The organism is Glutamicibacter sp. JL.03c, assembly GCF_025854375.1.
Classification (GTDB): domain Bacteria; phylum Actinomycetota; class Actinomycetes; order Actinomycetales; family Micrococcaceae; genus Glutamicibacter.
On the sequence record NZ_CP107575.1, the window covers coordinates 1,020,042 to 1,039,614 of the forward strand.

General features: G+C 56.9%; 21 protein-coding genes and 1 pseudogene. 18 read left to right on the forward strand and 4 right to left on the reverse strand.

Annotated elements, in window-relative coordinates:
• Positions 1 to 11: 11 nt before the first annotated feature.
• A complete protein-coding gene (locus OF385_RS04695; RefSeq protein WP_264277215.1) occupies positions 12 to 200 on the forward strand; it encodes a hypothetical protein in 189 nt (62 codons plus the stop codon).
• Positions 201 to 276: 76 nt separating this feature from the next.
• Here OF385_RS04695 and OF385_RS04700 read toward each other — a convergent pair whose 3' ends face one another.
• Positions 277 to 738: a GNAT family N-acetyltransferase gene (locus OF385_RS04700; protein WP_264277216.1), complete on the reverse strand. Its 462-nt coding sequence runs from the start codon at positions 736 to 738 to the stop codon at positions 277 to 279.
• Between the two features lie 69 nt (positions 739 to 807).
• A complete protein-coding gene (locus tag OF385_RS04705) occupies positions 808 to 1,425 on the reverse strand; it encodes a TetR/AcrR family transcriptional regulator (RefSeq protein WP_264277217.1) in 618 nt (205 codons plus the stop codon).
• Positions 1,426 to 1,665: 240 nt separating this feature from the next.
• On the opposite strand from OF385_RS04705, the gene OF385_RS04710 reads away from it, so the two are divergent.
• The 14 genes and pseudogenes from OF385_RS04710 (at position 1,666) to OF385_RS04775 (ending at position 15,313) form a co-directional block, all read left to right on the forward strand.
• Positions 1,666 to 2,820: an acyl-CoA dehydrogenase family protein gene (locus OF385_RS04710; protein WP_264277218.1), complete on the forward strand. Its 1,155-nt coding sequence runs from the start codon at positions 1,666 to 1,668 to the stop codon at positions 2,818 to 2,820.
• A gap of 82 nt (positions 2,821 to 2,902) precedes the next feature.
• Positions 2,903 to 4,117, forward strand: a complete 1,215-nt coding sequence (gene dxr, locus OF385_RS04715) for a 1-deoxy-D-xylulose-5-phosphate reductoisomerase (protein WP_264277219.1) — start codon at positions 2,903 to 2,905, stop codon at positions 4,115 to 4,117.
• Positions 4,114 to 5,463, forward strand: a complete 1,350-nt coding sequence (locus tag OF385_RS04720) for a M50 family metallopeptidase (protein ID WP_264277220.1) — start codon at positions 4,114 to 4,116, stop codon at positions 5,461 to 5,463. The genes dxr and OF385_RS04720 overlap by 4 nt, the downstream gene beginning before the upstream one ends.
• Before the next feature lie 23 nt (positions 5,464 to 5,486).
• Positions 5,487 to 5,786, forward strand: a complete 300-nt coding sequence (locus OF385_RS04725; RefSeq protein ID WP_264277221.1) for a YciI family protein — start codon at positions 5,487 to 5,489, stop codon at positions 5,784 to 5,786.
• A 109-nt stretch (positions 5,787 to 5,895) separates the two neighbouring features.
• Positions 5,896 to 6,318: an alternative ribosome rescue aminoacyl-tRNA hydrolase ArfB gene (gene arfB, locus OF385_RS04730; RefSeq protein WP_264277222.1), complete on the forward strand. Its 423-nt coding sequence runs from the start codon at positions 5,896 to 5,898 to the stop codon at positions 6,316 to 6,318.
• Positions 6,319 to 6,437: 119 nt separating this feature from the next.
• On the forward strand, positions 6,438 to 6,992 hold the full coding sequence (locus tag OF385_RS04735) for an NAD(P)H-dependent oxidoreductase (protein ID WP_264277223.1): 555 nt from the start codon (positions 6,438 to 6,440) through the stop codon (positions 6,990 to 6,992).
• A 142-nt stretch (positions 6,993 to 7,134) separates the two neighbouring features.
• Positions 7,135 to 8,301, forward strand: coding sequence for a flavodoxin-dependent (E)-4-hydroxy-3-methylbut-2-enyl-diphosphate synthase (ispG, locus tag OF385_RS04740; protein WP_264277224.1), 1,167 nt, complete (start codon positions 7,135 to 7,137; stop codon positions 8,299 to 8,301).
• Positions 8,302 to 8,338: 37 nt separating this feature from the next.
• Positions 8,339 to 9,151 (forward strand): DUF4081 domain-containing GNAT family N-acetyltransferase, encoded by an 813-nt coding sequence (locus tag OF385_RS04745; protein WP_264277225.1) that lies wholly within the window; start codon positions 8,339 to 8,341, stop codon positions 9,149 to 9,151.
• Between the two features lie 114 nt (positions 9,152 to 9,265).
• Positions 9,266 to 9,952: a hypothetical protein gene (locus tag OF385_RS04750; RefSeq protein WP_264277226.1), complete on the forward strand. Its 687-nt coding sequence runs from the start codon at positions 9,266 to 9,268 to the stop codon at positions 9,950 to 9,952.
• A gap of 56 nt (positions 9,953 to 10,008) precedes the next feature.
• The gene (locus OF385_RS04755; RefSeq protein WP_264277227.1) at positions 10,009 to 10,758 is read left to right on the forward strand and encodes a hypothetical protein; all 750 of its coding nucleotides are present in this window, start codon (positions 10,009 to 10,011) and stop codon (positions 10,756 to 10,758) included.
• A 78-nt stretch (positions 10,759 to 10,836) separates the two neighbouring features.
• A complete protein-coding gene (locus OF385_RS04760; protein ID WP_264277228.1) occupies positions 10,837 to 11,580 on the forward strand; it encodes a hypothetical protein in 744 nt (247 codons plus the stop codon).
• A gap of 616 nt (positions 11,581 to 12,196) precedes the next feature.
• Positions 12,197 to 12,425 (forward strand): annotated as a pseudogene (locus tag OF385_RS04765) (NAD(P)/FAD-dependent oxidoreductase); the annotation flags it as partial.
• Positions 12,426 to 12,677: 252 nt separating this feature from the next.
• Positions 12,678 to 14,465 carry a proline--tRNA ligase gene (locus tag OF385_RS04770; protein WP_264277229.1) on the forward strand — a complete coding sequence of 596 codons (1,788 nt, stop codon included), beginning with the start codon at positions 12,678 to 12,680 and terminating at the stop codon, positions 14,463 to 14,465.
• Between the two features lie 35 nt (positions 14,466 to 14,500).
• A complete protein-coding gene (locus tag OF385_RS04775) occupies positions 14,501 to 15,313 on the forward strand; it encodes a sulfite exporter TauE/SafE family protein (RefSeq protein ID WP_413468094.1) in 813 nt (270 codons plus the stop codon).
• Between the two features lie 19 nt (positions 15,314 to 15,332).
• On the opposite strand, the gene OF385_RS04780 is transcribed toward OF385_RS04775, so the two are convergent.
• Entirely contained in the window at positions 15,333 to 15,674 is a 342-nt protein-coding gene (locus OF385_RS04780) for a hypothetical protein (RefSeq protein WP_264277230.1), read from the reverse strand.
• A 570-nt stretch (positions 15,675 to 16,244) separates the two neighbouring features.
• Entirely contained in the window at positions 16,245 to 17,312 is a 1,068-nt protein-coding gene (locus OF385_RS04785; RefSeq protein WP_264277231.1) for a hypothetical protein, read from the reverse strand.
• Between the two features lie 174 nt (positions 17,313 to 17,486).
• Here OF385_RS04785 and rimP point away from each other — a divergent pair, with 174 nt between their 5' ends.
• The 3 genes from rimP to OF385_RS04800 all read left to right on the forward strand — a co-directional run bounded on the left by rimP (position 17,487) and on the right by OF385_RS04800 (position 19,501).
• Positions 17,487 to 18,053, forward strand: a complete 567-nt coding sequence (gene rimP / locus OF385_RS04790; protein WP_264277232.1) for a ribosome maturation factor RimP — start codon at positions 17,487 to 17,489, stop codon at positions 18,051 to 18,053.
• A gap of 2 nt (positions 18,054 to 18,055) precedes the next feature.
• On the forward strand, positions 18,056 to 19,039 hold the full coding sequence (nusA, locus tag OF385_RS04795) for a transcription termination factor NusA (protein ID WP_264277233.1): 984 nt from the start codon (positions 18,056 to 18,058) through the stop codon (positions 19,037 to 19,039).
• Positions 19,040 to 19,180: 141 nt separating this feature from the next.
• A complete protein-coding gene (locus OF385_RS04800) occupies positions 19,181 to 19,501 on the forward strand; it encodes a YlxR family protein (protein WP_264277234.1) in 321 nt (106 codons plus the stop codon).
• The last annotated feature ends 72 nt before the right edge of the window (positions 19,502 to 19,573 follow it).

The following is a 19,573-nucleotide window of genomic DNA, read 5'->3' on the forward strand; positions in this document are numbered from 1 at the left end:
TTGGCAGGGACTTGGCATCGATACTTATCGTCGTGGCAGTGGTCGTGCTGTGCGCGTTCCCATTCATTATCGGTGCTTTCAGGGGACTGGATCGCAAGGCTGACGAACTGGAAAGCCGTGACCCGGAAACGTCGATAGCATTGCGCCACGCGCGCAAGGACATCGACCGTGGCAAGGGCTATTACGGGCCACGGCCATAGTTCCGTGGATAAAGACCGCAGGAGCTGGGCCCATGGGCCCAGCTCCTGCGGTCTTTGCCATCCTGTTGCGTGGAACCTAGTCCAGCTGCATCACGTTCTCGGTGACGACCTCGGCACGTGCGTTTGAGAAGATCTGTTCGGTGCCGATGGTCTTGAATCCGCGGCGCTCCAGGACCTTGATGGAACCAAGGTTGTCCTGGACGACATGCGCGGTCAGCGGGCGCTTGGTGTACTCGGCTAGGAAGGCATCCACCGCGCTGGTGGTGATTCCCTTGCCCCAGTACTTGGTGGAGGTCCAGAAATTGATTTCTGGGGTGTCACCGTCGAATACCAGGATGGAACCAGCTACGTCACCCTCGTGCTCAATGGTGCGAACCAGGACATCAGGATCATTGAGGATCGAGTTCCAGTGGTGGTCGAATACCGCGCGGTCGGCTGGGTTACGCGCCTGATAAGCGGCCATGAGGTTCGCCTCGGGTTCTTGCTGGTGAGCGAAGAATGCGTCCAAGTCGGAAGGGCGGACTTCACGTAGCTGCACGATAAAGGCCTTTCAATCGGGTGGGTCAGCATGCCGGTTTCGGAACGCTGCGGAACAATGGCTTGGGATCTACACTACCGGGGATGTCAGCGCTGCGAGAGCCATATTGGACAATAGTGGCTTCAAGCCCGACTTTTTTGTTCTCGGGGAGTGCGCTGAGTGGGCTGTTGAGTTGAGCAGCCCGAAGACTGCGTGGGCGCGGAAGCGATGTGACTGCTTGGTTCCCGTGGGGTGCAGCTTCGCCAATTCGCTGGTCCACAACCCGATATACGAGTTCTGGAGTTTGCGGACCAAAGCCAATTCTGTTTTGGGCAAGGACTTCAGATCGCGGTCCTGGACCTGCAAAATGTCTGGCCGCGAGAGTGAAAAATCAGTGTGGAAATCAACCAGGCGTGAAAGCACCTCAAGTGGCGAGCCGCCCTGCTCGCAGGCTTCTTGCCCGCCGGCGTAGATATCCTTGGACATGTCGACCAGCAACGCGATGAGCACCGCTTGCTTGCCTGCAAAGTGACGGTACACCGCTGGCCCCGAAATGCCACAGGCCGCTCCAAGATCCTCCAGGGAGACTCCTGCATAGCCGTGCTGGGCAAAGAGCCGGGTCGCTTCTCGCAGCAGCGCTTCACGCCGTTCTGCCTTGGCGCGTTCGCGGTCCGTTGGTTCGTTGAGGGCTTGATACCTGCTCGCCATCACCATCTTCTCCTTACGACTGCCAAGTTGAACTCTGGACAAGTGTGACCGGTGCCACTACTGTCAAAAATAAGCTGTTTACCCACCAGCAGGCGGCAATCAGTTAATAATAATTAACCATACTCGTCGTGCCCCTTGCTACCAAGGCACTCACACGGCAGACGCAGAAAAAGACCAACAGCGACATATTGAGAACCAATAATCCGATGCTGGCCTATCCCTCAACGAAGAGAGAACTTGATGATCAACCTCGAACTCGGCGAACAGTACCAAGACCTGGTCGACATGGTCCGAGAATTCGCCCAAGAAGTGGTTGCGCCACAGAGCGCGGATAACGATGCCAACCATTCTTTTCCCTACGACATCGTGAAGCAAATGGGTCAGATGGGACTTTTCGGCCTGCCGATCTCCGAGGAATACGGTGGCTCCGGCGGGGACTACTTCCATCTGGCTCTCGCCCTGGAAGAACTGGGCAAGGTCGATCAATCCGTCGCCATTACGTTGGAAGCTGGCGTATCGCTCGGAGCAATGCCGATCTTCCGCTTTGGCAATGAAGCCCAAAAGCAGCAGTGGCTCACCCCTCTGGCCACTGGCGAACGCATTGCAGGTTTCGGATTGACCGAGCCCGGAGCAGGATCGGATGCCTCGGCCGCCTTGACCAAGGCAAAGCTCGAAGATGGCCACTGGGTCATTGATGGGGCCAAGGAATTCATTACCAATTCCGGAACCGACATCACGTCGCACGTCACTGCCACCGCCGTTACCGGCATGGATGAAGCGACTGGGAAGAAGGAAATCTCGGCCATCATCGTACCTGCGGGAACACCCGGATTCACTGCCGAGAAGGCCTACGACAAGGTCGGCTGGAGAGCCAGCGATACCCACCCGCTCAGCTTCAATGGTGCACGGGTTCCCGAAGGCAACCTCCTGGGGGAACGTGGACGCGGGTACGCCTATTTCCTTGAAATCCTCGACGAAGGCCGAATCGCCATCGCGGCATTGGCCACCGGCGCGGCACAAGGATGCCTTGACGAAGCAGTCAAATATGCCAAGACGCGCACGACCTTTGGCACCGCCATCGGCAAAAACCAAGGTGTTTCATTTATGATCGCCCGCATGGCTTCCCGCGTGCACACTGCCCGGCTCGCATACTACGCGGCGGCCGCGAAAATGCTGGCCGGGAAAGACTTCAAGATCGAGGCAGCCCACGCCAAACTCATCGCCAGCGAAGCAGCCATGGATAACGCCCGGGATGCAACACAGATCTTTGGCGGATACGGATTCATGAACGAATCATTGGTGGCCCGCCATTACCGCGACTCCAAGATCCTGGAAATCGGCGAAGGGACCACCCAGGTCCAGCAGATGCTCATCGCCCGCAGCCTGGGGCTCTAGTTTCATGCCTGCAGTGCGCCATGCCATGCACAAGGCGTGGCGCACTTTGGGTGCTCACAGTTAGACGAACCATAATGGATGGGTGAGCTCCCGAAAAACTTTTACCCCAGCTGGTCACCCTCGCCGGGTTTCGCTGATCGGTTCTACCGGATCCATTGGCACCCAAGGCCTGGATGTCATTTCCCAGGCACCAGAAAAATTCTCGGTGGCCGCCCTGTCCGGCGGATACAACCTGGAACTGCTCGCGCGGCAAGCTGTTGAATTCCGCCCGGCTCTTGTGGGCTGTGCCAGTGATTCCGTAGATGAACTTGCCGCCGCAATCAAGACTGCGGCGAGGCAGGCTTCGGTTAGCGGGTATGAGCCGGAACTGGTTGCGGGGGAACATGCTGCAACGACCGTCGCCGCTTTTGGCGGAGCGGATGTAGTTCTCAACGGGATCACCGGTGCCATTGGCCTGGCACCAACCATTGCCGCCTTGGAAGCCGGGCACTTGCTTGCCCTGGCCAACAAGGAGTCCCTGATTATCGGCGGGCAGGTGGTCAAGCAGATTGCCGCCCCGGGGCAGATCTCAGCAGTCGATTCGGAGCACTCGGCCCTGGCCCAAGCCCTGCGCTCGGGCTCTCCAGAGGAAGTGTCAAGGCTTCTGGTGACGGCATCCGGCGGCCCCTTCTTCGGATACACCTACGATCAGCTGCGTGAAGTGACCCCTGCACAGGCGCTGGCGCACCCCACTTGGGCTATGGGCCGCATGGTGACGACGAACTCTGCGACGATGGTCAACAAGGCACTGGAAGTCATCGAGGCCCACCTGCTCTTCGACGTGCCGCTGGACCGGATCGAGCCGGTGGTCCACCGCCAGTCGATCATTCACTCCATGGTGGAGTTCATCGATGGTTCGGTGATTGCCCAAGCTTCTCCGCCGGATATGCGCCTGCCGATTGCCTTGGGTATCAACTGGCCTGATCGCGTCGCCGGTGCCGCGGCGCCCTGCGATTTCACCCAGGCATCGAACTGGACTTTTGAACCCTTGGACGAAGAAGTATTTTTTGCGGTGAAGCTGGCGAAGCAGGCCGCGGCGGCCTCTGGGACCCATATGGCCGTATATAACGCGTCGAATGAAGTTGCCGTGGATGCATTCCACGAGGGCAAGATCCGCTTCACTGACATCGTTGAAACTATCCAGCACGTGCTCGACGACTACACTCCGGTGAACGCGGAACTCAGCGTTGAAACGGTATTGGAAACCGACCGCTGGGCACGAGCACATGCTGCCAAGATTCTGGAGGCAAAAGCATGAGCGTCATCTTGTTCATCGCCGGTGTACTGTTCATGGTCCTGGCCGTGGGGTTGTCCATCGCACTTCACGAAATCGGGCACCTGGTCCCGGCCAAGCTGTTCAAGCTGCGAGTACCGCAGTACATGATCGGTTTTGGCAAAACGCTCTTTTCCTTCAAACGGGGCGAAACCCAGTACGGAATCAAGGCACTGCCACTCGGCGGCTACATCTCCATGGTTGGTATGTATCCGCCACGTCCGGACACCGACAAAGAGCAGCCGGCCAAGAAGCCGAGCCTCTTTCAGAAGGTCTTCGGGCAGATGGTTGACGACGCACGCTCGCAAGCCAATGAGAACGTGCTGCCCAGTGATGAGGGGCGCCTGTTCTACCAGCTCCCGGTATACAAGCGCGTGATCATCATGCTCGGTGGCCCCTTGATGAACCTGGTCATCGGCTTTGTTGTCATTGCCATCGTGCTCACCAGCTTCGGGCAGGCAACGCCAACAACGACGGTTTCCGAGGTGTATCAGTGCATCGCCAGCGCGGAAAACGCCGATAAGACCGAATGCACGGATAAGGATGTTCCGGCACCTGCCTATGAGGCGGGGCTGCGTCCTGGCGATACCATTACCGCGGTCAACGGCCATGCGGTGGAGCAGGGCGAATGGAACAAGCTGACCGACGTGATCCGGGTGAATCCCGGGCAGTCGATCACTCTCGAGTACCAGCGGGATGGGCAAAGCCACACTACGAAGCTGACCCCGTACCTCACCGACCGGCCTGCCACCGATGACAACGGGTATGTGCTGACAGATGACCAGGGCAACTACATCATGACCAAGGTCGGCTTCGTAGGGATGAGCTCATTGCAGCAGGATCTGACCCAGCCGCTGAGCGCGGTGCCCGGGGCTATCGGCGACCAGCTGCTCACCATTGGCAATGTCATTTTGCACCTGCCTCAGCGCATGGTTGACGTGGCCCAGGCAGCCTTCGGGGATGGCCAGCGCGATCCCAATGGTCCGGTGTCAATTGTCGGCGTGGGGCGAATCGCTGGGGAGATCAGTGCAGAGGACTCCATTTCGGTGGCTGACAAATTCGCGACTTTGCTCTCCTTGGTTGGCGGGCTGAACCTAGCCTTATTTGCTTTCAATCTGATTCCGTTGCTGCCACTTGATGGCGGGCACGTGGTAGGTGCCCTGTACGACGGCATCAAGCGACTATTTGCCCGAGTCTTCAACCTGAAGAATATTAAGCCGGTCGACACGGTAAAGCTTTTGCCACTGACTTACGTTGTGGTTGTTGCCATGCTGGTCATGGGTGGCCTCTTAATATATGCAGACATCTTTAAGCCAATACAGTTGTTCTGAGCCAAGGGAAATAAGCTGTAGCCATGACTGTTTTTGCTGTTGAATATGTTTACGCCGATGACTCCGTTGAGTTGCGAAATGAACACCGCCCGGCACACCGTGAGTACCTTGTCAGCTTCGTGAACGAGGGACCTGTGCGGGTTCTGGCCTCGGGTCCGACTCCCGCTACCGACGGCGCCCTGTTGATCTTCGCTGCTGAATCGAAAGCCGCGTTGAACGAGGTTTTGGCCAGCGACCCGTTCAGCAAGGTCGGTGCAATTGCTGAGGCCAACATCTCCGAATGGAACCCGGTCATCGGGCTCTTGAAGGAATTCTCGGCCTAGACGAACGGCCCGGTAGGCTCCTGTGCTTCTTTCGCGGAAGGCGGGAGCTTGTCAATTTAAGTTGCCATGTACTTCAAACTGCAAGATTCGAACGGAGGGTGGGGGAGTGATGGACTTATACGTCGATGAAAACCTCGTGATCCCTGCATACGAGCTTGCGTGGAAATTTACGAGGTCCACCGGGCCTGGTGGCCAGCATGTGAATACGTCGGATTCCCGGGTCGAGCTGTCATGGTCCGTGGCTGCCTCGCGTGCATTGTCGGTTTGGCAGCGTCAGCGCTTGCTCGACAAATTCGGTGCCCGGCTAGTGTCCGGAGCGTTGGTTGTACGGGCTTCCGAGGAGCGGTCGCAGTGGAGAAATCGCCAGATCGCCATGGAGAAGCTGGGCCGGCTTGTTGCCCAAGGCTTGGCTCCTGACGCCCCTAAGCGAAAGCCTACGAAACCGACGCGGGGATCCCACCGCAGAAGGCTGAACGCGAAATCCAACAGATCCACCACGAAGCAATTGCGACGACGGCCCGGGCAAGAATAACCAGCCGCAGAAATTATGGGATAGATCACTTTGGTTCGCGGAATTGCCAGGCGTCACCGATAGTTGAAAGTAGATGAAGCGTCAGCTTGTTTCTATATTCTGATCTAGGAGTACACCCCATGGCCACTAAGGTCCTCACCCTCGTTGGTTCCCTGCGTAACGGTTCGACCAACCAGCAGTTGGCAGAAGCTACCTCCCACAACGCCCCAGAAGGTATGGAAGTTTCCGTATTCAGCGGCCTGGAAAACATTCCTTTCTACAACGAAGACAACGACGTTGAGGGCAGCGTTCCAGCTGCGGCTCAGGCACTTCGCGATGCAGCTTCCGGCTCTGACGCCCTGATGCTGGTCACTCCTGAGTACAACGGCACGATGCCGGCAGTTCTGAAGAACGCTATTGACTGGTTGTCCCGCCCATTCGGTGCCAGCCCAGTCTCCGGGAAGCCAACCGTTGTCGTTGGCACCGCCTTCGGCCAGTACGGTGGCGTGTGGGCCCAGGATGAAGCTCGCAAGGCCTTGGGCATCGCAGGCGCCAAGGTCCTGGAAGATGTCAAGCTGGCCATCCCTAACTCGGTTGTTCGCTTCGCTGAACTGCACCCAAAGGAAGACGCTGAGGTTGTCGAGCAGGTGACTTCGGTGCTCAACAGCATCAAGGAAATTGCTGAAGCCAACTAAGAGCTTATTGACTGAATTGCTTTGAAATTGCGAGAAAGGCCACGGCGACCCCGTGGCCTTTCTCGCATGAGTACCCGCTCACCTCAATACGGTGACATACTTGGACTAAGTGATCTACCCACAATTTACTCGGAGGCGTCCATTGACTTCGGTCAGCCTAGGCATGCCGGCAGGCCCACCGCCGGTACTCGCACCACGTCGCAAGACTCGCCAATTCCAGGTCGGGTCTGTCGGGGTCGGCTCTGAATCGCCGATTTCGGTCCAGTCGATGACCACCACCAAAACTCATGACATCAACGCGACGCTGCAGCAAATCGCTGAGTTGACCGCTGCTGGTTGTGATATCGTGCGTGTCGCCTGCCCCACGGACAAGGATGCTGAAGCACTGAAGATCATTGCGATGAAGTCGCAGATCCCAGTGATCGCTGACATTCACTTCCAGCCGAAGTACGTCTTTGCGGCCATTGAAGCCGGTTGCGGCGCCGTTCGCGTCAACCCAGGCAACATCCGCCAATTCGATGACCAGGTTAAGGAAATCGCCCAGGCCGCCAAGGACCACGGCACCTCGATCCGTATCGGTGTTAATGCCGGCTCGCTGGATCGCCGCCTGCTGCAGAAGTACGGGAAGGCCACTCCCGAGGCCTTGGTTGAATCCGCGGTGTGGGAAGCTTCGCTGTTCGAAGAACACGGTTTCCACGATTTCAAGATCTCGGTCAAGCACAATGACCCCGTCATCATGGTTCGCGCCTACGAACTGCTGGCAGAACGCGGCGACTGGCCGCTGCACCTGGGCGTGACCGAAGCCGGTCCGGCATTCCAAGGAACGATCAAGTCCGCTACTGCATTCGGCGCGCTGCTGTCCCAGGGCATCGGTGACACCATCCGCGTTTCGCTTTCTGCGCCTCCTGTGGAAGAGGTCAAGGTCGGCAACCAGATTCTTGAATCGCTGAACCTGCGACCTCGCAAGCTGGACATTGTTTCCTGCCCTTCATGTGGTCGTGCCCAGGTTGATGTCTACACCTTGGCAGAACAGGTCACCGAGGGCCTTGAAGGCATGAAGGCGCCATTGCGCGTCGCCGTCATGGGCTGCGTTGTCAACGGTCCCGGTGAAGCTCGCGACGCTGATCTCGGCGTCGCTTCGGGCAACGGCAAGGGCCAGATCTTTGTCAAGGGCGAAGTGATCAAGACCGTGCCTGAAGACCAGATTGTTGAGACGCTGATTGAAGAAGCCAACCGTTTGGCTGACGAAATGGGACTGAACGATGACGAGAATCCTGCCGCGGGTTCTCCCGTGGTCTCCGTCAGCTAAAGACAGCCGGCGAAGCGACAAAGGGATGCCGCGGACTTTGAGCCGTCGTGACACGATGGCTCTGATCGAGTTGCTCGACCGCGACCCCGTCGCCAATATTTTCACCCGTTCCCAGGTGAACTTGCACCGTTCGGCCGCACCAGATGGCTTCGCCCATATTGTGGGGCTCGACGGTGAAGACGGTCTCGAATCGGCATGCTGGGTGGGTGCCAATGTGGCGCCTACCCTCATGTCCGAGGACGAGGCCAAGAAATATGCGCAGCATGCCATGGAGTCCCGCCAACGATTCGCCTCTGTTTTCGGCCCAGCCCAGTCCGTTCTGGCCATGCACGAGGTGCTGCGCGAGGGTCCTCAAGCCATCTTTGATGTCAGGGAGAACCAACCCCTGCTAACGATTTCCCAGCCACCTGTTGGAATACAGCGCAACCGGATCCGTCCTGCACGCATTCACGAATTTGATCTTGTACTCCCAGCCAGCGCTGCCATGTTCGAGGAAGAACTGGGCTACTCGCCGCTGGAAAATGGTGGCAGTTTTTATCGAAGCCGCGTTCGGCAACTCATTCGGGATGCGTACACGGTCATCGACCGCGACGAGGATGGCGAAGTCATTTTCAAGGCGGATCTAGGTACTGTTACCGACGAAGTAGTCCAGATCCAAGGCGTGTGGGTCAATCCCAAATACAGGGGTCTTGGCTTGGCCGCCGGATATATGAGCAGCACTGTTGACTACGCAATGCAGTTCGCGCCCGTAGTGAGCTTGTATGTCAATGATTTTAATGTTCCTGCCCTGAAGTCCTATCAGCGCATTGGCTTTGAGCAAGTAGGTACTTTTGCAACTATCTTGTTTTGATTGATCTTTGGCCAACGCCTGACGCGATCGAGCGTGCCAGTGTCGCAATCTCGTTGAAGCTCTCGAGGATCTTTTAGACTCTAGAGGGTAAAGCTAAACGGGATAGGAAATTTTGTGGCTCCAGCCAATGGTTTCAAGTTGTATCTGGCCGCTGCCTTTTGCCTTGGTACGGTGACGTTGGCAGGCTGCAGCACTGCTCAGCCTGCGCCAGAGCCAACCGCTCAAGCGGTGGTGGAAATCGATGCAGATCAGCTTCAAAAAATACTTGAAGACTATTCCCAAGACGATGCAAACGCTACGGTCATTAATGACAAAAAACTGCGCTCCGGTATCCCGCAAGCGCAAGAATGGCTTGAAAGCGTCAAGGTCAACCCGAGCAAATGCGGCGTCACCTTTGCTGAACCCGTTGCCGACCAGCTTCAGAATTCGACCATGGGCGCTATCGAGTTCGACGACAGCTATTTGACTGTGGCCGTTTACAAGGATCCCCAACTTCTGAAGAAGCAGTGGGAAGCCAAGGCTTCCGCCAATGAGCAGTGCTCTCGCTACTCCGTTACTTCTGGCAGCGAATCCCGTGCCTTCCACCTGGCTAAACAGCCGATTGACTCGCAAGCAGGGCAGGACGAGAGCTATGTCGTCACCAGCAGTGACGGAAAAACTACTCAGCAACAGCTCATCGTCCGATCGGCGACCGCAAATGTTCTGATTGGAATTCAGCAAACCACCGCCCAAGGCCAAACGCAGCAACAACTCAAAGATGCTTCGGCAAGAATCAATGAATTGCTGAAAGAGCTGAACTAGAGGATTCAGCGCCCCATTCTCCGAGAACATCGCAGGGACAACGCAAGGAAAATTTCATGACAAAGCGGATACTGTTATTGGCCTGCCCGATTGCGGCATCCCTGGCATTGGCAGGTTGCTCTGCCGGATCATCCGACCAAGCACCAGCTACCTCGGGATCACCGAGCGCCGTGACAAGCCAAGAGGGCACCGGTGGGCAAACGACTGGGAAAAATCTCAGCGCGCAGCAAGTAGAAGACATCGCCTCAAAATTACTTGATGGGGACCCCTCCGTTCAGGTCATCGGCAACGAGCAAATGCAACCGCAGCTTTCAGCTGCCAAGAATGCGACGCAACCTGATGGAATCAAGCCTGAGAAATGCGCTGAACTAAATGCAGAATATACGGTTACGGATCTGACCGGTTCGGTAGCGGCCACGTCCACCAGCAGCTCTGAGCAATTGGGAAAAGTAGTACAGGTTTTTTCGTTGACCAACGAAGCGACGCGAAAAAACGTGCAAGATGCCCTGGCATTGGATGACCTAGCAGGATGCGAAACGGTCACTATTGAACAAGGCGGAAAGGAGATTAAGGCGCAACGGCAGGTTCTGCCGTTGGATGTCAAAGCCGAGAGGTCATTGACGATGTCGACCATCATGGATGCAGGCGGTGGACAGAAACTGAGTTCAGTTGCTGTTCAGGCGCTGGATGGAAACAATTTTGTTCTGGTCACCTTACAGACGGGATCGATGCAACCTGCGGAATTGGCGACTCAAGCGGTAGAACTGACAGATCAAGCGTTTGATGAAATTAAAGCCACGCAATAGTTCCGGTAAGGACTTTTATTTCGAACGTGTTGTGTAATACTGGAGATGGCTTTTCGCAATCAACGTGAGGATTACACCATGAAGAAGCAAGCTTTCTGGGTGCTGCCAGTTGCAGCAGCGTTCGCCCTGAGTGGTTGCGGCAGTTCCGGCAATGAATCGGCTGGAAACTCCGAAGGGTCAGGGACTGCTCAGGAGCAGTCTACTGAGACTGGAGCCCTGTCGGCCGAGCAGGCTACCGCGGTGGTCAAGTCGCTGGTCGGAGATGAATCCAATGCCCAAGTGCTAGACGGCGACACGATTAAGGCATCCTTGCCGGACTCGCAAAAACTGCTCGAACAGATGAACATCAAGCCTGAAAAGTGCGCCGAATTGGTGACACAGCAGGGAACTCAGGATCTCGACGGCACCAACATGGCTGTGGCCGTAGTGCCTGGTGAAGGCGCGGAAACGACGACGTATTCGGTCACCGGATTCGAAGATTCGGCAAAGCTTGAGCAAGCAAAAACCATGGCAGAAAAGAAAGACCTGCAAGGCTGTGACAAGTTCACCATGTCTATGTCAGGTCAGGAGATTTCTGCATCGGCGAAAATCCTTGATGCTACTTCTGATGCTGATACCACGGTTGCGACTCAAACCAGCATGACAGTTAATGGTACTGAAGTCCCCGGCGGTTCCTACCAGCTTCAGGGACTGGTTGGCGATAACGCCGTAGTGGTCGCCTACACCGGTGGGACCGAAGAAAAGGCAGAAAGCGAAGTGCTAGAACAGCTTGTCGGTGAACTGAACAAAGCCGTCGCTGAAGTAAAGTCTGCTGCGAAGTAGATTTCGAGAGTTTCTATGGCTCTTCCCCGGTTGCATTCATGTCCCGGGGAAGAGCTCTCTGGTTTAAGGAGTTGTCATAGCACCTCCCAACGCAGGGAAAAGCGTGGCATCATCAATAAGTGACTGTGGAGTATCGTGTCCCCGAGGCATTGATTCAGGCAGCATTAACGGCCGGCGAGAATCCGTCGGTCAAAGCGCGTAATCTCAAGGCGTTGCATCAAAGCTGAGCCGAAGGAACGCTTGTTCCAAACATCGTACGTCCTGTTGTCGCACGATCTTGGTCCCGGGCCGGTTCTTTGGATGAATACTTTGTTGCCTTGGATACCTCATCGGTGCGCGACCTGCGCGAATCAGATCACGAACTGTCAAATCTCGTTGAACTCTTCAAGGATCGGTTGCTACCTTGGCGACTCAGGCAGGTATCCAATTAGTCATATCAGAAGTGCAAGGATACGTTCTTTGGGTTCGGGGACCATCCACGATCCGTCGTCGTAGTGATGGTATTGGATTCGTGACACGTGCTCGATGGCGAGAGGGCGATGTCGGAACTAACGGGATCGGCGTGGCTATGGCTGGGGAAGGTCCCGTGCAAAATTCCGGTCCTGAGCATGTTCGTGGCAAATGCTGGGGTCTGGGTTCAGGAACTACGAAGGATCCAGGACCGTGGCATGGGGAACTGCGCAAGTATGTGGAAACCTACCAACGTCAAGAACCTGTAGTTCTACGGAGGTAAATTGCACCAATCAAGGCATTATTCAAAGTATTTAGGCCTGCAGCTCAAAACTCATTATGAGGGCCTGGCGACCCCGGTATACGCGCTCGCCGAGACCTACCATCAGGCCTGAAAAAGCGGTAGTGTGGCGTTCAATCTGTAATGGAACGGGAAGAGCTGTCTCTTGGATCTCCCCGGCTCTGCTTTTCGGTGGCTCATTTCGCAACACGGGATAGCTCATAGCCCTTGAATTTATTGGGAAGTGGCCCGAAGCGGTAGCATTGGAATCGGTCGACTTTACGGCCAAAAACCCTTTTGATTTTGCATAGCTAGTCGACACCGAAAACCCTTTCGGATGTCGACGGACGGAATAGGACGCCCCCGAGTGGTTTTGAAGCTTTCCACTACCTTCTTGCGCACCCTGCGTGAAGATCCGGTTGACGCCGAAGTCGCCAGCCACAAGCTGTTGGTACGCGCCGGTTATATCCGCCGTGCGGCCCCGGGCATCTACACCTGGTTGCCGCTGGGTTTGAAGGTCCTTGCGCGCGTTGAAGCTATTGTGCGCGAGGAAATGAATGCCATCGGCGGCCAGGAAGTGCATTTCCCTGCGTTGCTGCCACGCGAGCCTTACGAGCAGACCGGCCGTTGGACCGAGTACGGTGAGGGCCTGTTCCGCCTGAAGGATCGCAAGGACGCCGACTACCTCTTGGCGCCAACCCACGAGGAAATGTTCACCCTTCTGGTGAAGGACCTGTACAACTCCTACAAGGACCTGCCGGTCTACCTTTACCAGATTCAGAACAAGTACCGTGACGAGGCCCGTCCACGCGCAGGGCTGCTGCGCGGCCGCGAATTCATCATGAAGGATTCCTATTCCTTCAACATCGACGACGCTGGCCTGGACGAGGCCTACATGGCTCACCGCGGCGCCTACCTGAAGATCTTCGAGCGCCTTGGCCTTGAGGTTGTCCCGGTCTTTGCCCAGGCCGGTGCCATGGGTGGATCGAAGTCCGAAGAGTTCTTGCACCCGACCGCTATCGGTGAGGATACCTTCGTCCGCTCGCCAGGCGGTTATGCAGCCAACGTGGAAGCTGTCACCACGGTGGTGCCAGAAGACATCGACTACACGGATGCTCCTGCATTCGAGGTCATCGAGACGCCAAATACTCCTACCATCGACACCCTGGTTGCAGCCGCCAATGAACTGCGCCCGCGCGAGGATCGTGCTTGGGAAGCCAAGGACACCCTGAAGAACGTCGTGCTGGCCATCACCGACCCTGAAGGCAACCGCCACTTGGTCGTTCTCGGTGTGCCAGGTGACCGCCAGGTAGACGAAAAGCGCCTTGAAGCCACCATCGGTCTCGCGCTGGGCATCAACGGTGAAGTTGCCGTTGAGCAGGCCACGGCAGAAGACCTCAAGAGCCACCCAGAGATCGTCACCGGCTACCTCGGCCCAGCCCTCGGACTGGATAAGCAGCTGCTGGGCAAGGACACCGAAGGTGCGATCACCTACCTGGTAGATCCTCGCGTCGTTTCCGGCAGCACCTGGATCACCGGCGCCAACGAGCACGGCAAGCACGTGTTCGGCCTGGTGGCCGGTCGCGACTTCGCGTTTGATGGCACCATCGAAGCCGTCAACGTCCTTGAAGGCGATCCTGCTCCGGACGGATCAGGTCCTCTGCGTACCGAGCGCGGTATCGAAATGGGGCATATCTTCCAGCTCGGCCGCAAGTACGCGGAAGCCCTGGATCTGCGGGTGCTTGACCAGAACGGCAAGCTGCAGGTTGTCACCATGGGCTCCTACGGCATCGGTGTCACCCGAGCCGTCGCTGCCTTAGCTGAGGCCTACCACGATGAGAATGGCCTGGCTTGGCCTAAGCAGATTGCCCCAGCCGACGTCCACATTGTCGTCACCGGCAAGGGCGCAGAGATGCTTGAAGCCGCCGAGAAGCTGGCTGCCGAGCTCGAAGCTGCCGGGCAGGAAGTCATCCTTGACGACCGTCCGAAGCTTTCGGCTGGCGTGAAGTTCTCCGACGCTGAGCTGATCGGTATTCCAACGATCGTTGTCGTGGGACGTGGCCTGGCTGATGGAGTCGTTGAAGTGAAGGATCGAGTTACCGGTGAACGTCGTGACGTGAAGGTTGACGACGTGGTTGCCGAGCTGACCGCCTGAGAACTTCAAAAATAATTAAATAGGGGAGTGGCGCGGTGCAAGAGATTCTGGAATTCCTGTCCGTCAACGGCGAGTCCGTTTCCTTCTGGCCCTTGGCCCTGCTTTTGCTGGCGGCCTTGGGTGCAGGATGGATCGACGCGGTTGTTGGAGGTGGGGGCCTGATTCAATTGCCCGCGCTGCTTCTTTTTCCCGGGATCACCCCGGTGCAAGCGCTGGCGACCAATAAGTTGGGGTCGATCTTCGGCACGACCACTAGCGCGATCACGTACTACCGGCGGACCAGCCCGGACCTGAAAACAGCGATTCCGATGGCGCTGACGGCTTTGATCGGCGCATTCGGCGGAGCCGCATTGGCGACAGTGCTTCCCTCGGAAGCAATCAAGCCGATCATCATCGCGGCGCTGATCGCGGTCCTGCTCTTTACGATTTTCAAGCCAAAAGCAGGCGAGCTCTCTCGTCTGCGATACACCGGGCACCAGCATTATTTGCGGGCCATCATGATTGGCCTGGTTATCGGCGGTTATGACGGCATGGTCGGTCCCGGCACCGGATCATTCCTGATCATCGCCATGGTGACAGTACTCGGGTACAACTTCCTGCAGTCCTCGGCGAAAGCCAAGATTGTCAATCTGTGCACGAATCTTGGTGCCTTGCTGCTGTTCGTTCCAACCGGCCATGTACTGGTCGGTCTAGGCCTGGCCATGGGCGTCATGAACATGATCGGCGGCTATCTCGGAGCGCGCATGGCGATCTCCAAGGGAAGTGCTTTTATCCGCATCGTCTTTGTCGTTGTTGTCAGCGCGCTGATCATCAAGCTTGGCTCAGACATGATATTTGCCAGAGAGTAGTCCGGCAGGATTGTTGCAGCTAGCCGGTACGTATGCTTGAAGCTTCCACAGTGGTATAGCCCGTGTGATGCTTGACCTGCTGTGGCGCGATAGCATGCACCAAAGAGCTGGCAGGCATCTGATCAATGCGGAAGGTCAAGAAACTTCCACGAGATGCCGTGCGGTACAGCTCGCCGATGCTGGTGTCCTGCGGCATCGGTTCTACCACCTGAAGGGCAGTGCACCCGATAGATACGTACATGAACCATAGATCGCCGTTGGCTGGGTCAGTGGTGGCTACGAGGACCGGTGGCTGATGCGCTGCGGCCAGGGACATCACGTCACTGAGCTGCTCTTCTGGTTGCGCGATAACGATAGGCATGCCTTGCACCCAACCGTGCGAGCTGAGCTGCGCGCGGCCCTGCCTCGAACTGATGATTTCACTGACTGATTCCGCTATTTTGGATCGTACAAATCGACCTGGCATTATCCATTCTCCTGTGTACGCAGTTGTAACGAGTGTCTGGATCCCCCTGTGAGCGCCCCAGTTGCGGATTATTTCTCGCCGTTTAATGAGGGTGTTAAATCGTGAACCTTCGGCTCTTCTTTTCACCATAGCCGTTAATTCGATGAATTGCGAGAGCATGATTGACAGGAGTAAATTTCCATTATTCCGACATTTCGCATGAATCTGTATTGCCGGTGAATATTTGTTATGCATTAGGGGTCGCCATGCGTGAATAAAATGATATTTGACTTGTGGATATAAGAGAAATCTTGGTCCAGTGGAGGATGAGTGGCGGCCTGGTACCAGGTCACGAATCTAGCTGCGATCAGCAATTGAATTCATCTGAAGTAATGATTGATCCTTGAAGTAAAAAATACCGTTGTGATTATTTTGTAATACAGCTACCACGAGTCAGCGGGTCTGGAAACCCGTTAAAACGCAGGCTCAGTTCACGCCTGTGCCGGTTTCCAGGACGCGCTGATCGGGAATTCCAGCCGAATCATCGCGCAGAGCGCCAAACGCCACATTGGCGATTGTTGCTCTCGCTTCGCCGTCTGAGTTTCCGGCCGCAAGAACGAGGGCGTCATCGAAGTCCTCGCGTGCATCGGCAGCAACCTTGTCGAGGTTATCCAGCCCCTTGTCCGGCAGGGCGTAGGCTGGCTGGCGCAGGTCGGCGCACTGGGTATCGATCACCGAACGCAATGTCTGAAGCTGCTTACCCAACGCGGTGCGCTGTTCTTCAATCCCGTTGACCTCAGCTGACGAACCACGAGCCGCCTGCAATTGAAGGATGAAATCCAAAGCGTATCCTCGGTCCAGAGCGCGTGCCACAGTTACCGATTCAAGGTCCTTGGCTTCGCCTACCGGGGTGGAAGGATCGAGAAGATCGCCGGCAGGCAGGCAACTGACTGGCTGGGAATTCTCATCCTGGGTTGTTGCGCTCAGCGGCTGGGCAAGTTCCGGGACGTTCTTCTCATCCAATGATTCCGAAGCATCGAGTGCATCAAGATTCACCTGGAACGCGATTTCAGAGAGCAGCTGGTTGCGTTCCAGCGTCGGCTCCTCCAAAGCGGGCATCGAAGCGGAGAAATTCGCAACATCCTGCAACAAGGTTGCGGCTAGTTCAGGGGTGTAGCTTGAAGGGGCCTGCGCGGGGGAGTCTTCCTCAAATTGCAGCTCTCCGAGCAAGGCGGAGCCCTGGGACAGTGATGCGCCCAGACTCGCCAGTCCTTGGGACTCGTCGCCGTCAGCCAGTTCGGCTAATTTGTTGGCTCGCGTTGCCAGATCGGCAAGTTCAGCTCCTTGGATCCACAGGGCGCGTTCGTCGTCTGATGCGTCCTTGACCTGTTCTGGCAAACCATGATCCACCAGCACGCCATGAAAAACGGTGCTGCCAATTCCCCATGTCACGGCGACGGCAACCACGCCTGCCAGGGCCGGGGCAATCCATCCCGGTGCTCGGCGTGATGGCCTCTTCTTGCGGTTGGGAAATCGGCGGGAATTTTCAGTCATAGCGATTCGATCATGCCATGATTGACCCGTGTTTCCGGGCAATGGCCGTGTTGCGCGACACCACGGGGAGAAAAAGTGCGTGAGTTCTTTCACCTGAGACGGTTTGGCAGTTCTCAACGAGCGAAACGCACTATACGCTTAAAGGACAACATCGAATAGCGTGGGAGGATATCCATGACCGGAATGCCGGCCGATACCGAACAGGAAGCGCAGCGACTGACTGCTTTGCTTTCCAAGGAAGTAGAATCCCACGGGCTTCTCTTAGAAGAAGTGACTTTGCGCCCCTCCGGGAAGCAGATGATCGTCCAGATCATCGTCGACAAAGCCGATGGCCGCAATTCGGTGACTCTTGATGAACTCGGTGAGGTTACCACCACCATCTCGAATGCCTTGGACAAGGATGCGGCTTACGCATCGGCGGACCCATATGAGCTCGAAGTGAGCTCCCCAGGTCTATCCCGCCCGCTGACCGCACAGCGCCACTGGGTGCGAGCCCTGAACCGCATGGTCAAGATCTCCCTCAGTGACGGAACCAAGCTGCGCGGACGCCTGCTTGAAGTCAATGACGATGATGTCCTGGTTGCCGAGCACCGTGAGCCGGCCAAAAAAGGCATGAAAACCAAGGTCCTCGATCCTGCCCTGCACGCTTTTGAAAATATCCGTAAAGCTGTTGTCGATCCAGAACTGAACTTCGATGACGCACTATTAGACACCGTTGATCCTGAAGATTTGGAGGGCTAAGCGTGGATATCGATCTCAACGCTCTGCGCATTCTGGAAAAAGATCGCGACATCCCCATGGATGTTTTGATCCCGACCATCGAGTCGGCACTGCTGCTGGCTTACAACAAGACCGAAGGCGCGATGCCGGGGGCTCGTGCTCAGATTGAGCGCAGCACCGGCCACGTAGCCATCTTGGTTGAGGACCGCGACAACGCTGGCGTGCTGCTCGGCGAATTCGACGATACCCCTCACGGTTTTGGCCGCATTGCCGCCTCGACCGCACGCCAGGTCATCATGCAGCGACTGCGCGAAGCCGAAGACGCACAGGTCGTCGGCGAATACTCCGCACGTGTTGGCACCCTGATTTCCGGCGTCATCCAGCAGGGCTACTCCGCACATATGGTCCAGGTGAAGATCGGCGATCTTGAAGCGCTGCTGCCTCCTGTCGAGCAGTCCCCGGGCGAGAAGTACATCCACGGCAACCGCCTGCGCGCCTTCGTGGTTTCCGCAGAGCGCGGCAACAAGGGCCCGGCAGTGACCCTGTCGCGTTCGCACCCAGGCATGGTGCGCCTGCTGTTCGAAATGGAAGTTCCGGAAATCGCAGACGGCACCGTTGTGGTCGAAGCGCTGGCTCGCGAAGCTGGCCACCGTACCAAGATCGCCGTGCGCGCCACCAAGCCTGGGGTGAACGCCAAGGGCGCCTGCATCGGCGAAATGGGCACCCGCGTGCGCGCCGTGATGAACGAACTGAACGACGAGAAGATCGACATCGTTGACTACAACGAGGATCCAGCGAAGTTCATCGCAGCGGCCCTGTCGCCATCCAAGGTGGTCTCAGTCGAGATCCTGGATGAGGCCGAACGCCGTGCCCGCGTGGTGGTTCCTGACTCCCAGCTGTCGCTGGCTATTGGCAAGGAGGGGCAGAACGCCCGCCTGGCTGCCAAGCTGACCGGCTGGCGCATTGACATCTTGGCTGCATCCGGTGGCAAGGAGCCGCAGCTCTAAACGCGTTGCACCAGGAAAAGCTAGGATGACGCCAGGTAGCCATGGTGACGTGTGAGCCAGAACTCATGCGCGCTATGGCCGCTAAACGCGCTAGACTAGTAGATGGCTCGTATAACTAGGGAAGGTGGCGACGGCGCTCGCATGAAGCTGCATCAGCAACGAACGTGCATTGGCTGTCGAACTGTCACCGGTAAAAACGAGCTACTACGCTGGGTCCTCAATGACGGCGCACCACTGCGTGTGGTGAGCCTGGATCTGCAGGGTTCCGCCTCCGGGCGGGGAACCTGGACCCACGGAACAGAAAAGTGTGTGCGGCAAGCTGTGCAGCGCAAGGCGTTCGCGCGGACCTTCCGGTCTGCTGTGGACGATTCGCAGGTAGTGCAGGAATTTACCGCATACGAAGATCAGCTGGCAGTACGCCAGCAATCTGGCAAACATGATGAAAGCGGGTCAGAAATCTGATGGCAACCCGATGAGTCGGCAATGTTGAGCGCACAACGATGAATTATCAGTTCTGCGTGATCCACCGTGCGA